The organism is Pseudomonas sp. S12(2018) (assembly GCF_024355235.1).
Taxonomy (GTDB): domain Bacteria; phylum Pseudomonadota; class Gammaproteobacteria; order Pseudomonadales; family Pseudomonadaceae; genus Aquipseudomonas; species Aquipseudomonas palmensis.
This window is the reverse complement of the sequence record NZ_QLAD01000002.1, coordinates 347,218-359,537: the sequence shown is the minus strand read 5'-3', so window position 1 is coordinate 359,537 and position 12,320 is coordinate 347,218. Positions and strand designations below refer to the sequence as shown.

The 12,320-nt window shown below is 64.3% G+C and carries 12 protein-coding genes; 10 read left to right on the top strand and 2 right to left on the bottom strand.

Translation table 11 applies throughout. From position 1 onward, the window contains the following. Positions 1 to 46: 46 nt before the first annotated feature. From DN388_RS05545 to DN388_RS05525, 5 genes are all read left to right on the top strand, one after another. Positions 47 to 955, top strand: coding sequence for a carbohydrate ABC transporter permease (locus tag DN388_RS05545; protein ID WP_043860389.1), 909 nt, complete (start codon positions 47 to 49; stop codon positions 953 to 955). Beyond that, entirely contained in the window at positions 948 to 1,793 is an 846-nt protein-coding gene (locus DN388_RS05540; RefSeq protein ID WP_054915077.1) for a carbohydrate ABC transporter permease, read from the top strand. Before DN388_RS05545 ends, DN388_RS05540 begins: the two co-directional genes overlap by 8 nt. Positions 1,794 to 1,796: 3 nt before the next feature. After that, positions 1,797 to 2,957: an ABC transporter ATP-binding protein gene (locus tag DN388_RS05535; RefSeq protein WP_100633044.1), complete on the top strand. Its 1,161-nt coding sequence runs from the start codon at positions 1,797 to 1,799 to the stop codon at positions 2,955 to 2,957. Positions 2,958 to 3,010: 53 nt separating this feature from the next. Continuing rightward, positions 3,011 to 4,357: a carbohydrate porin gene (locus DN388_RS05530; RefSeq protein ID WP_043860392.1), complete on the top strand. Its 1,347-nt coding sequence runs from the start codon at positions 3,011 to 3,013 to the stop codon at positions 4,355 to 4,357. Positions 4,358 to 4,468: 111 nt separating this feature from the next. Then, entirely contained in the window at positions 4,469 to 5,323 is an 855-nt protein-coding gene (locus DN388_RS05525; protein ID WP_254997409.1) for a D-hexose-6-phosphate mutarotase, read from the top strand. Here DN388_RS05525 and hexR read toward each other — a convergent pair. Then, positions 5,316 to 6,176, bottom strand: coding sequence for a DNA-binding transcriptional regulator HexR (gene hexR, locus DN388_RS05520; RefSeq protein ID WP_173925072.1), 861 nt, complete (start codon positions 6,174 to 6,176; stop codon positions 5,316 to 5,318). The two genes, DN388_RS05525 and hexR, sit on opposite strands and share 8 nt — an antisense overlap. Before the next feature lie 214 nt (positions 6,177 to 6,390). On the opposite strand from hexR, the gene zwf reads away from it, so the two are divergent. From zwf to DN388_RS05495, 5 genes are all read left to right on the top strand, one after another. Beyond that, a complete protein-coding gene (gene zwf / locus DN388_RS05515) occupies positions 6,391 to 7,857 on the top strand; it encodes a glucose-6-phosphate dehydrogenase (protein WP_043860395.1) in 1,467 nt (488 codons plus the stop codon). Further along, positions 7,844 to 8,557 carry a 6-phosphogluconolactonase gene (gene pgl, locus DN388_RS05510; protein ID WP_254997405.1) on the top strand — a complete coding sequence of 238 codons (714 nt, stop codon included), beginning with the start codon at positions 7,844 to 7,846 and terminating at the stop codon, positions 8,555 to 8,557. Before zwf ends, pgl begins: the two co-directional genes overlap by 14 nt. A gap of 17 nt (positions 8,558 to 8,574) precedes the next feature. Next, the gene (locus tag DN388_RS05505; protein ID WP_043860397.1) at positions 8,575 to 9,249 is read left to right on the top strand and encodes a bifunctional 4-hydroxy-2-oxoglutarate aldolase/2-dehydro-3-deoxy-phosphogluconate aldolase; all 675 of its coding nucleotides are present in this window, start codon (positions 8,575 to 8,577) and stop codon (positions 9,247 to 9,249) included. A 176-nt stretch (positions 9,250 to 9,425) separates the two neighbouring features. Then, positions 9,426 to 10,160, top strand: coding sequence for a monalysin family beta-barrel pore-forming toxin (locus tag DN388_RS05500; protein ID WP_157811420.1), 735 nt, complete (start codon positions 9,426 to 9,428; stop codon positions 10,158 to 10,160). Positions 10,161 to 10,170: 10 nt separating this feature from the next. Further along, positions 10,171 to 10,905 carry a monalysin family beta-barrel pore-forming toxin gene (locus DN388_RS05495; RefSeq protein WP_043860399.1) on the top strand — a complete coding sequence of 245 codons (735 nt, stop codon included), beginning with the start codon at positions 10,171 to 10,173 and terminating at the stop codon, positions 10,903 to 10,905. 42 nt (positions 10,906 to 10,947) lie between these two features. On the opposite strand, the gene DN388_RS05490 is transcribed toward DN388_RS05495, so the two are convergent. Then, positions 10,948 to 12,318 (bottom strand): hypothetical protein, encoded by a 1,371-nt coding sequence (locus DN388_RS05490; protein WP_254997399.1) that lies wholly within the window; start codon positions 12,316 to 12,318, stop codon positions 10,948 to 10,950. Positions 12,319 to 12,320 lie beyond the last annotated feature (2 nt).

Here is a 12,320-nt window from a genome sequence, read left to right as displayed (position 1 = left end):
CCGCGATGCGGCGCAACGCGCCGCCTTTCCAACCGAGAACCTTCCGATGAGCACTATCGCCGTCCTCAACAAGGCCTCACCCCTCGATGCATTGCAACGCTGGCTGCCCCGACTGGTACTGGCGCCGAGCATGCTGATCGTGCTGGTGGGCTTCTACGGCTATATCCTGTGGACCTTCGTCCTGTCGTTCACCAATTCAAGCTTCATGCCCAGCTACAAGTGGGTGGGCCTGGCCCAGTACGCCCGCCTGATGGACAACGACCGCTGGTGGGTCGCCAGCAAGAACCTGCTGTTGTTCGGCGGCATGTTCATCGGCATCAGCCTGGTGGTCGGCGTGCTGCTGGCGGTGCTGCTTGACCAGCGTATCCGCCGCGAAGGCTTTATCCGCACCGTCTACCTGTACCCCATGGCGCTGTCGATGATCGTCACCGGCACCGCCTGGAAATGGCTGCTCAACCCCGGTCTTGGCCTGGACAAGATGCTGCGCGACTGGGGCTGGGAAGGCTTTCGCCTGGACTGGCTGGTCGACCCCGATCGCGTGGTGTACTGCCTGGTGATTGCTGCCGTGTGGCAGGCCTCGGGGTTCGTCATGGCGCTGTTTCTGGCCGGGCTGCGCGGGGTCGACCCGTCGATCATCCGCGCCGCCCAGGTCGATGGCGCGAGCCTGCCGACCATCTACCTGCGCATCGTGCTGCCCAGCCTGCGCCCGGTGTTCTTCAGTGCATTGATGATCCTGGCGCACATCGCGATCAAGAGCTTCGACCTGGTGGCGGCAATGACCGCCGGTGGCCCGGGCTACGCTTCGGACCTGCCGGCGATGTTCATGTATTCGTTCACCTTCAGCCGCGGCCAGATGGGCATGGGCTCGGCCAGCGCGATCCTGATGCTGGGTGCGATCCTGGCGATCCTGGTGCCGTACCTGTATTCGGAACTCAGGAGCAAGCGCCATGAGTAATTCACTTGCTGCTCGTCGACCGAGCCTGAGCCGCCTGGCGGTCTACGCCACCCTGATCGCGGCCTGCCTGGTGTACCTGGTGCCGCTGATCGTGATGCTGCTGACCAGCTTCAAGAGCCCCGACGACATCCGCACCGGCAACCTGCTGAGCTGGCCCGAGGTGATCACCGGCATCGGCTGGGTGAAGGCCTGGGACGCGGTGGGCGGTTATTTCTGGAACTCGGTGAAGATCACCGTGCCGGCGGTGCTGATCTCCACCCTGGTGGGAGCGCTCAACGGCTACGTGCTGTCGATGTGGCGCTTTCGCGGCTCGCAGCTGTTCTTCGGGCTGCTGCTGTTCGGCTGCTTCCTGCCGTTCCAGACGGTGCTGCTGCCGGCCTCGTTCACCCTCGGCAAGCTGGGCCTGGCCAGTACCACCACCGGCCTGGTGCTGGTGCACATCGTGTACGGCCTGGCCTTCACCACGCTGTTTTTCCGCAACTACTACACCAGCGTGCCCCAGGCCCTGGTGCAGGCGGCGCGGCTGGATGGCGCGGGGTTCTTCACCATCTTCGGGCGCATCCTGCTGCCCATGTCGATCCCGATCATCATGGTGTGCCTGATCTGGCAGTTCACCCAGATCTGGAACGACTTTCTGTTCGGCGTGGTGTTCGCCAGTGGCGACGCGCAACCGATCACCGTGGCCCTCAACAACCTGGTCAACACCAGCACCGGGGCCAAGGAATACAACGTCGACATGGCGGCGGCGATGATCGCCGGGTTACCGACCCTGTTGGTCTATGTGCTGGCTGGCAAGTATTTCCTGCGTGGGCTCACCGCCGGCGCGGTCAAGGGGTAGAACATGGCAACGCTTGAATTGCGCAACGTCAACAAGACCTACGGCAGCGGCCTGCCGGACACGCTGAAGAACATCGAACTGAAGATCGGCTCGGGCGAGTTCCTGATCCTGGTGGGCCCTTCGGGCTGCGGCAAATCCACCCTCATGAACTGCATCGCGGGGCTGGAGCAGATCAGCGGCGGGGCGATTCTGGTGGACGACGCCGACATCAGTGGCATGAGCCCCAAGGATCGCGACATCGCCATGGTGTTCCAGTCGTATGCGCTGTACCCGACCATGAACGTGCGCGACAACATCGCCTTCGGCCTGAAGATTCGCAAGATGACCCCGGCGGCCATCGACGAAGAGGTGGCGCGAGTGGCCAAGCTGCTGCAGATCGAGCACCTGCTGGGGCGCAAGCCCGGCCAGCTGTCCGGTGGGCAGCAGCAGCGCGTGGCCATGGGCCGGGCGCTGGCGCGTCGGCCCAGGATCTACCTGTTCGACGAACCGCTGTCCAACCTCGACGCCAAGCTGCGGGTGGAGATGCGCACCGAGATCAAGCTGATGCACCAGCGCCTGAAGACCACCACGGTGTACGTGACCCACGACCAGATCGAGGCCATGACCCTGGGCGACAAGGTGGCGGTGATGAAGGATGGGCTGATCCAGCAGTTCGGCACCCCGCAGCAGATCTACAACGACCCGGCCAACCTGTTCGTGGCGAGTTTCATCGGCTCGCCGCCGATGAACTTCATACCCTTGCGCCTGCAACGCCAGGAGGGTCGCCTGCTGGCCCTGCTCGACAGCGGCCAGGGGCGCTGCGAGCTACCACTGGGCATCGGCGAGGCGGGGCTGGAGGCGCGCGAGGTGATCCTGGGCATTCGCCCGGAGCAGATCAGCCTGGCGGCGGTCGAAGGCAATGGCCTGCCGAGCATTCGCGCCCAGGTGCAGGTCACCGAGCCGACCGGGCCGGACACCCTGGTGTTCGTGACCCTCAACCAGACCAAGGTGTGCTGCCGACTGGCACCGGAGTTCGCGCCGCAGGTCGGTGAAAGCCTGAGCTTGCAGTTCGATCCTGCGCGGGTGCTGCTGTTCGATGCAGAAACGGGCGAACGGCTGGGGCGCGGGCGGGCACCGGTCGATACGGTCGGCACCGACAACATTGCCCAATTCAGGGGCCGCTGAATTCGTTGTAAAGCATGGACACCATCGAAAACAATAAGACGAGGACACAGGGGATGGATCATTTCAAACGTGTTTTGCCGCGGGGCTGCATGACCCTGCTGGCGGCCTTCGGGGTCAGTTGCGGGGCGCACGCTGCCGGCGCCTTCGACCCGGAGTCGAAGTGGATGAGCGGCGACTGGGGCGGCACACGCACCGAGTTGCTGGACAAGGGCTACGATTTTTCGCTGGATTACGTGGGCGAGGTTGCCGGCAACCTGAAGGGTGGCTACAACAACGACAAGACGGCGCGCTACAGCGACCAGTTCGCCCTGGGCGTGAAGATGGACCTGGAGAAGATCCTGGGTTGGCACGACGCCGAGTTCAAGCTGGCGATCACCGAGCGCAGCGGGCGCAACCTGTCCAACGACCGCATCAGCGACCCTCGGGCCGGGCAGTTCAGCTCGGTGCAGGAGGTGTGGGGCCGCGGGCAGACCTGGCGCCTGACCCAGATGTGGGTCAAGCAGACCTACTTCGACGGCAAGCTCGACCTCAAGGCGGGGCGCTTCGGCCCGGGCGAGGAGTTCAACAGCTTCCCCTGCGATTTCCAGAACCTGGCTTTCTGCGGCTCGCAGGTGGGCAACTGGGTGGGCAGCATCTGGTACAACTGGCCGGTCAGCCAGTGGGCGTTGCGCGCCAAATACAACCTCACGCCGGAGTTCTTCGCCCAGGTCGGGGTGTTCGAGCAGAACCCTTCGAACCTTGAGACGGGCAATGGCTTCAAGCTCAGCGGCAGCGGCACCAAGGGCATGATCCTGCCGGTGGAGCTGGTGTGGGCCCCCAGGGTCAACGGCCTGCCCGGCGAGTACCGCCTGGGTTACTACTACAGCACTGCCAAGGCCGATGACATCTACGAGGACGTCAATGGCCAACCCCAGGGCCTGACTGGCGCAGACCCCAAGTCGCATTCGAGCAAGCATGGCTGGTGGGTGGTGGCGCAGCAGCAGGTTACTGCGCACAACGGCGATGCCAATCGCGGCCTGAGCCTGTTCGCCAACTTTACCGTGCACGACAAGGCCACCAACGTGGTCGACAACTACCAGCAGGTGGGCATGGTGTACAAGGGCGCCTTCGATTCGCGGCCCAAGGACGACATCGGCTTCGGCGTGGCGCGCATTCATGTCAACGATGACGTGAAGAAGCGTGCGCAGCAGCTCAATGGGGTCAGCGGTATCGATGACTACAACGACATGGGCTTCGTGCCGATCCAGCGTACCGAGTACAACGCCGAGCTGTACTACGGCGTGCACGTGACCAACTGGCTGACCGTGCGCCCCAACCTTCAGTACATCCGTCACCCGGGCGGGGTGAGCGAGGTGGACAATGCGGTCGTCGCCGGGCTGAAGATTCAGTCGTCGTTCTGAGGGGATATGTTGTAAATTTACGCCAATTCGGCGTTTCGCCGGCAAGGTCGACTTCTGTAGGAGCCGGCGTTGCCGGCGAACAGGCCCCCCTAACAACAAGAGTCCCGAAACATGTCCGAGCACCCGCTTCAACGCTTCTTCACCTCGCAGCGGCCGCGACCGACCTTCGAGTGGGAGCGTTACCAGCAGCGCGACGTGCTGATCATCGATCACCCCCAGTGCCAGGCGGTGTTCAGTCGCCAGGGCGCGCAACTGCTGCACTTCCAGCCCCGTGGCGAACGCCCGTGGCTGTGGTGCGCGGCGCAGTGGCCGCAGGTCGGCGCCATTCGTGGCGGTGTGCCGGTGTGCTGGCCCTGGTACGGCCGTCACCCCAGTGAAGACATGTGGCCGGCCCACGGCTGGGCGCGCCTGCTCGACTGGAAACTGATCGACAGCAGCGAAAGCGACGAAGGTGTGACCCTCATGTGGCGCCTGCAACTGTGCGACTGGCAGGTCGACCTGGTAGCCAACCTGGGCCAGCGCATGCAGTTGCAACTGAGCACCGAGCACCAGGACAGCCTGCCGTGCCAGTTGAGTCATGCTCTGCTGGCCTACTGGCGTATTAGTGACGTTTCTGAGATAGCGCTATCTGGGCTAGAGAATGCGAGGGGGTACGATCATCTGAGGCGTCAGGCATGCCAGCAGAAGGGCGCCTTGAAAGTGCAGGGCGGCTGTCAGCGGGTGTTCCAGAATGCTGCGACCCTGCAGGTCAACGACCCGGCCTGGCAGCGTCAGCTGTGCATCGATACCGGCGACAGCGACGACACCGTGGTGTGGCATCCGGGCAGCCGGCCGCTGATGGGCGTGAGCGGCAGCGAGACCCAGGGCTTCATCTGCGTCGAGGCCGCCAGTGGCAGCAGCGACAGCCTCAGCCTGGCGCCGGGGGAGCGGGCGCACCTGCAGTTGCAGGCGCATTCGCTCAATTGAGTTCGTCGTCGATCGGGTAGCGGCTGGCGTTGAGGCTTTCCTTGATCTTGCGCAGGTGCGGCTGGAAGTCCACGCCACGGCGCAGGGTCATGCCGGTGGCCAGCACGTCGAGCACGGTCAGCTGGATGATGCGCGAGGTCATCGGCATGTAGATGTCGGTGTCTTCGGGCAGCGGGATATTCAGGCTCAGGCTGCTGGCCTTGGCCAGTGGCGAGTCGGCAGCGGTGAGGCCGAGCACCGAGGCGCCGTTTTCCCGTGCCAGGCGTGCCACTTCGACCAGTTCGCGGGTGCGCCCGGTGTAGGAGATGATCACGAACAGCTCGCCGGTATGGGCCACCGAGGCCAGCATGCGCTGCATCAGCACGTCGGCATGCGCCGACACGGCGAGGTTGAAGCGGAAGAACTTGTGCTGTGCGTCCAGTGCCACCGGGGCCGAGGCGCCCAGGCCGAAGAAGTGGATCTGGCGCGCCTGGATCAGCATGTCGACGGCGCGGCTGACCAGTTGCGGGTCGAGCTGCTGGCAGGCACTGTCGAGCGAGGCGATGGCGCTGCCGAAGATCTTCTGGGTATAGGATGCAGGGTCGTCGTCGGCTTCTACCGCACGGCTGACATAGGCGGCGCCGCTGGCCAGGCTCTGCGCCAGTTGCAGCTTGAGCTCGGGGTAGCCGCTGACGCCGAACGAACGGCAGAAGCGGTTGACGGTGGGTTCGCTGACCTTGGCTGCCTGGGCCAGCGCCGCGATGCTGAAGCGCGTGGCTTGCTGCGGGTTGGCCAGGATGACTTCGGCGACTTTGCGCTCAGCCTTGTTCAGCTCGTCGAGGCGGCCCTGGATCTGCTCCAGGAGGTTTCGCACGCGGTCCATGGGGGTATGTCCTTGGGTCGGGGAGGCCGCCGGCTGCCACGGGCAGACGGCTTTTGACGCGGTGGCCTATCGTACTGATGGCACGGTTGGCGCACCACTTGATTCTGTATACACGGCAATATGTTGTTAGTTTTACTACATTAGCCCTTGAAAACTGCGATTGAAACCGGTATTTCTACGTCAACTTGATAAAAGAACCAACATCATGGCTTCGATCACCGTTGAACCCTGCACCTTTGCCCTGTTCGGCGCCCTGGGCGACCTGGCGTTGCGCAAGCTGTTCCCGGCGCTGTACCAGCTCGATCGCGCGGGCCTGCTGAATGAGCAGACCCGCGTGCTGGCACTGGCCCGCGAAGCCGGCAGCCCGCAGGAGCACCTGGCGACGATCGAGGCGCACCTGCACAAGCACGTGGGCAGCGATATCGAGGCCCTGGCCCTGCAGCGCTTCATGGCGCGCCTGAGCTACCTGCATGTGGATTTTCTTCAGGCTCAGGACTACCCGGCGCTGCTCGAACAGGTACAACCCGACGCGCCACTGATCGCCTATTTCGCCACCGCCGCGGCGGTGTACGGCGGCATCTGCGAGAACCTCGACAAGGTCGGCCTGAGCGAGCGCACCCGCGTGGTGCTGGAAAAGCCCATCGGCCATGACCTGGAGTCGTCGCGCAGGGTCAATGACGCGGTGGCGCAGTACTTCCCCGAAAACCGCGTGTATCGCATCGACCATTACCTGGGCAAGGAGACGGTGCAGAACCTCATTGCCCTGCGCTTTGCCAACAGCCTGTTCGAAACCCAGTGGAACCAGAACTCCATCTCCCACGTGGAAATCACCGTGGCTGAGAAGGTCGGCATCGAGGGCCGCTGGGGCTACTTCGACAAGGCCGGGCAACTGCGCGACATGATCCAGAACCACCTGCTGCAGTTGCTGTGCCTGATCGCCATGGACCCGCCCAGCGACCTCTCGGCCGACAGCATTCGCGACGAGAAGGTCAAGGTGCTCAAGGCACTGGCACCGATCAGCGGCGAGGGCCTGAGCACCCAGGTGGTGCGTGGCCAGTACATAGCGGGCTACAGCGAGGGGCGGGCTGTGCCCGGCTACCTCGAGGAAGACAACTCCAATACCCAGAGCGACACCGAAACCTTCGTCGCGCTGCGGGCCGATATCCGCAACTGGCGCTGGGCCGGGGTGCCGTTCTACCTGCGCACCGGCAAGCGCATGCCGCAGAAACTGTCGCAGATCGTCATCCATTTCAAGGAGCCGCAGCACTACATCTTCGCGGCGGAACAACGTTTGCAGATCGGCAACAAGCTGATCATCCGCCTGCAGCCGGACGAAGGCATTTCGTTGCGGGTGATGACCAAGGAGCAGGGCCTGGACAAGGGCATGCAACTGCGCAGCGGCCCGTTGCAGCTGAATTTTTCCGATACCTGGCACAGCGCACGCATTCCGGATGCCTACGAGCGCCTGCTGCTGGAAGTGATGCGCGGCAACCAGAACCTGTTTGTACGCAAGGACGAAATCGAATATGCGTGGAAATGGTGCGACCAGTTGATCGCCGGCTGGAAACACGCCGGTGATGCGCCCAAGCCGTATGCGGCGGGCACCTGGGGGCCGATGAGCTCGATAGCACTGATTACCCGCGATGGGAGGGCATGGTATGGCGATATCTGAACTGCAGCTGCCGGCGAGCGTGACGGCACATGAGTTTGCCGATGCGGCGCACCTGGCCGAGGGCCTGGCTGTGGATGTGGCGCAGCGGTTGCGCACGGCGATGGACGAAAACGGCCAGGCCACCCTGGTGGTGTCGGGCGGGCGCAGCCCGGTGGCGTTCTTCCAGCGCCTGGCCAGGCAGCCGCTGGACTGGTCCAGGGTGGTGGTCAGCCTGGCGGACGAGCGCTGGGTGCCGGTGGAACATGCCGACAGCAATGCCGGCCTGGTGGCGCAGCACCTGTTGCAGGGCGAGGCGGCCAAGGCGCGGTTGGTCGGCCTGTACCGTCCCGCCGCGAGCCTCGAAGCCGCTGCCGAGCAGGCGGACCAGGCGCTTGCCCAACTGCCGCCGATCGATGTGCTGGTGCTGGGCATGGGCGATGACGGTCACACCGCCTCGCTGTTTCCGGGCAGCCCCAACCTGGCCGAGGGCCTGCAGGCCCAGAGCCAGCGCCGGGTACTGCCGATGCTGGCGCCGAGCGTGCCGCATCAGCGCCTGACCCTGACCCGGCGTGTGCTGGCCGGTGCAGGTGCGACACTGTTGTCGGTGCAAGGGCCAGGCAAACTCGCTACCCTGCGCGCCGCGCTGGGCGGTGACGACCCGGCGCAGATGCCGATTCGCGCCTTTCTTCAAGACCCCCTGGAAATCTACTGGTGCCCATGAACCAAGGACACGCCGTTATGACAACCCTTGAACCTTCACAGCCGGGCATTTCCATGGCCGACAAGATTGCCCTGATCGACCGCATCTGCGGCCAGGCGCGCATTCTGCCGGTGATCACCATCGCCCGCGAGCAGGACATCCTGCCGCTGGCCGATGCGCTGGCGGCCGGGGGGCTGAAGACGCTCGAGGTGACGCTGCGTTCCGAACACGGCCTGACCGCCATCCGCCTGCTGCGCGAACAGCGCCCGGAGTTGTGCGTCGGAGCCGGTACGGTGCTCGACCGCAGCATGCTGGCGGCGGTGGAACAGGCCGGTGCGCAGTTCGTGGTCACGCCGGGGTGCACCCAGGACATCCTGGAGGCGGGGGTCGAGAGCCCGTTGCCACTGTTGCCGGGCATCAGCAGCGCCTCGGAGATCATGATGGGCTACGCGCTGGGCTATCGGCGCTTCAAGCTGTTCCCGGCCGAGATCAGCGGCGGGGCGGCGGCGATCAAGGCATTCGGCGGGCCGTTCGGCGAGGTGCGTTTCTGCCCCACCGGCGGGGTCAACCCGGGCAACGTCAAGCAGTACATGGCCCTGGCCAATGTGATGTGCGTGGGCGGAACCTGGATGCTCGACAGCAGCTGGATCAAGAACGGCGAGTGGGCACGCGTGCAGGCGTGCAGTGCCCAGGCGCTGGCGTTGCTGGACTAGAGAATTCGTTGTGTGCTGTACGGCTTTGAGGTGCGCTTGGTCGGCGCACCTTTTTTTTTGCCGGCGCCATTGACCGGCAAGGCCGCTGCCCATCCAGGAAGCACGTCCCGCTGCCGAGCCTGTCGCGGCCTCCCTAGTATCGAAAACTCATGGGTTTTCTGCAGGGAGTGCATACCTTGGACGACGAAATCGAACACGCTACAAATCCGCGACTCAGCGGCTACGCGGTCAAGACCGGGTCCTATTCGCTCGAGCGCCACCTGATCGGCGGCAAGCGCCTGGCACCCGGCTGCTGGGTCAACGGCAAGACCGTCTACGGCGATATCCGCATTGGCTCCAGTGCCTGGGCCACCTACACCCGACCGGTGTTCGCCTACCTGTCAGCGGTGGATACCCTGCGGCTCAACGGCCTGAGTAACCAGCGCCATGCCATCACCTTTGCCCAGGGCCACAGCAAGCAGTTCATCCGTGAAGTGGACGCGCCCTATTCGGTGTCGTCGGCCATCGAGCGGGTCAATATCCTCTCCAGCCTGCACACCGGCTTTGTCGACGACATCGCCTGGGGGGCGCCGAACGACAACCGTCTGACGCTGCTGCTGCCCGGCAGCGGAGTGTTCGCCATCTACCAGATGAACCTGGTGTATGCCCATTGCGCGACCTCGGCCGGACAGCTGAGCAAGGCGTTTCGCACCAGCAAGACGCTGGCCACGCAGGGGCGTACCGACCTGTACTTCCTGTCGGCCATCAGCACGGCCGTGTATGTGGCGGTGGCCGATGCCGCGGCCACCCCTCCGATTGCCTGGGATGCCCTGCAGCGCAAGGTGCTGACCGAAGGTTACGAGGTTGAATGCAATGCCGGCGCCTGGTCGTTCGATTTTTCCGCAAGCCAGAAGATTCACTACAAGTACTGAGGGAACCGTCATGAGTGAAGACAACGTGTTTGGCGCCGACTCCCCCGCACAGCGCGGGAGCTACCACATCGACAAGTACCTCTTTGGCGGTGACAAGGTACGCCAGGCCTGCTGGATAAAGGATGCCACCGAGTTCGGCCAGATGTTCGACGGCAAGCGGTGGTGGGACATGTATTCGGTGCCGGTTGCCGCTTACGTGGAGCATGTCGGCACCGTCCAGGTGCCGAGCAACGGCGAGGATGAACGCACCTTCGAGGTCACCCATGGCTTTACCCGAAGCTTCAGCCGTACCACCGAAGTGTCTGGTGGCGTGCAGCTGGAATTCAAGGGCGTGGGAGTGAGTTCAGAGGTCCGGGTATCGTTCCAGGCTGCGCAAAGCTGGAACGACTCCACCACCCAGAAGCACACCCGCAAGCTGGTCGGCCCCGGGGTGTTCTATGCCTATCAGGTGCACATCCTGTATGCACACTGTGTGATGGGCGCGTCGGAGATCGATTACTACTTCGAGCACAACAAGGTGCTGCCGATTCTCGATGCCAACGCGCAGGTGATGCGCGAAGACCTGATCTACCTGTCGTCGGTTGCCACAGACACGCTGGTCACGGTGCTGGAGGAGGCCTCGGTGGACCCGCTCGGCTGGGACGAACTGCAGAAAAAGGTGTTGTTCGAGCACTACAGTTCCCGGAAAAACGCGGGCTGCTGGCGCTTCGATTTCAGCGTGAACGAGCGCTACCCGCGCGGGTGATGCGCCGCGCTGGCCTGCGTCGGCAGGCCAGCGGGCATGCCATCAGAAGCTGTCCGAGGTCCTGAAGCCGCCGCCCCCGCTGCTGTCGGAGCTGGAGAAGCCGCCACTGCTGCTGGAACTGCTGCTCGAATTGCTGGAACTGGAGCTGCTCCAGCTCGACCCCGAGCTGCTACTGCTGTACGAGCTGCGCTCGACGGCGACGCGCGGCACCAGCTCGCGGTGTTCGCGGATGGTCCCGACCAGATAGCCCAGAGTGACATCGCGGGTCATGTAGTCCGACAGCAGACGTTCGATGCCCAGCGTTGCCTTGTACTGATAGCCGTCGTCACGGAAGAAGTCGGTGCGCAGCGCGCGCTCCAGCTCCTTGGCCCGGTCATAGGACTGCTGGGCCAGGCCATGGGTCTGGCGCGCCTCGGCCAGTGCCCGTTCCACGCCGTCGACCTGCGGGTACAGCCGCTGCAGCTGCAAGGCGATCTGGTCGTCTGCGGTATCGGGGGTCTTCTTCACCTGCTCGAGCAGTTGCTCGATGCTCTTGGCCTGCAACTGGTCGGTGAGCCACTGGCGGGCACGCAGGTAGTGCGGGTCCTGGTTGTGGGTGAATGCGGTCAGTTGCGCGTGAATGTCGTTGGCCTGCTGCTTGCTGGCCACGGTCTGCTTGTACAACGCCTTGTGCGCTTCGCGCAGCGGCTCCATGCCTGCCTGCTGCTGGGCGTCGGCCAGTTGCTGGCCGGTGCTTTGCTCCAGCGCGGCAATGTGCGCGTCGCGCTCGAGCTGCAGTGCCTCGTTGCGCTGCTGCATGTTGAGCAGGTTCAGCTCGTTGCTGCGGTTGCCGCTGTAGTCGACCTGCCTGGCCAGCCAGCCATCGAGCCAGCGGCTGATGCGGCCCAACCGATACTGTTCGGTGCCGAAATCGCGATCACGCAGGAAGTGGTAGATCGGGTTGCGGCCGAACATCGGCAGCTTGTCGGCACACTCCTGGCGAATGTCGGCATACCCGGTGACGGTTTCGAGGTTGGCGGCGATGGCCTGTTCCAGCTGGTGCATCTGCGCCGTGTAGGTCGGGTCCTGGGCCAGTTGGTCGCGGGCCTGGCGGTCGAGGTCGTCGAGGCGCTCCTGTACCTGCGCGGTCGCCTCCAGCGACTGGGCGATCTGCTGCTCGACCTCCAGCAGTTGCTGGCGCAACTGCCCCTGGGCCAGCTGGCGTTCGTGCAGGGCCTGAACCACCTCGTCCTGCAGCGACGGGGCGTGCTCCAGCTGCAGGGTCGCGATGCTGCGCAGGCGGGTCAGGATGTCCTGTTCGAGCGCCATCTGGCGCTCGGTGGCACTGGCCAGTTGTTGTTCTGCGTCGCGCAGCACGTGCTCGAAACTGCGTGCATTGTCGGCGACGATACCGATGAGCTTGCTGGGTCTCATGT

Excerpts from the sequence above, each read along its gene's own strand:
- DN388_RS05545 (WP_043860389.1), top strand. The coding sequence starts at position 47 with ATGAGCACTATCGCCGTCCTCAACAAGGCCTCACCCCTCGATGCATTG.
- DN388_RS05540 (WP_054915077.1), top strand. The coding sequence starts at position 948 with ATGAGTAATTCACTTGCTGCTCGTCGACCGAGCCTGAGCCGCCTGGCG.
- DN388_RS05535 (WP_100633044.1), top strand. The coding sequence starts at position 1,797 with ATGGCAACGCTTGAATTGCGCAACGTCAACAAGACCTACGGCAGCGGC.
- DN388_RS05530 (WP_043860392.1), top strand. The coding sequence starts at position 3,011 with ATGGATCATTTCAAACGTGTTTTGCCGCGGGGCTGCATGACCCTGCTG.
- DN388_RS05525 (WP_254997409.1), top strand. The coding sequence starts at position 4,469 with ATGTCCGAGCACCCGCTTCAACGCTTCTTCACCTCGCAGCGGCCGCGA.
- zwf (WP_043860395.1), top strand. The coding sequence starts at position 6,391 with ATGGCTTCGATCACCGTTGAACCCTGCACCTTTGCCCTGTTCGGCGCC.
- pgl (WP_254997405.1), top strand. The coding sequence starts at position 7,844 with ATGGCGATATCTGAACTGCAGCTGCCGGCGAGCGTGACGGCACATGAG.
- DN388_RS05505 (WP_043860397.1), top strand. The coding sequence starts at position 8,575 with ATGACAACCCTTGAACCTTCACAGCCGGGCATTTCCATGGCCGACAAG.
- DN388_RS05495 (WP_043860399.1), top strand. The coding sequence starts at position 10,171 with ATGAGTGAAGACAACGTGTTTGGCGCCGACTCCCCCGCACAGCGCGGG.
- DN388_RS05490 (WP_254997399.1), bottom strand. The coding sequence starts at position 12,318 with ATGAGACCCAGCAAGCTCATCGGTATCGTCGCCGACAATGCACGCAGT.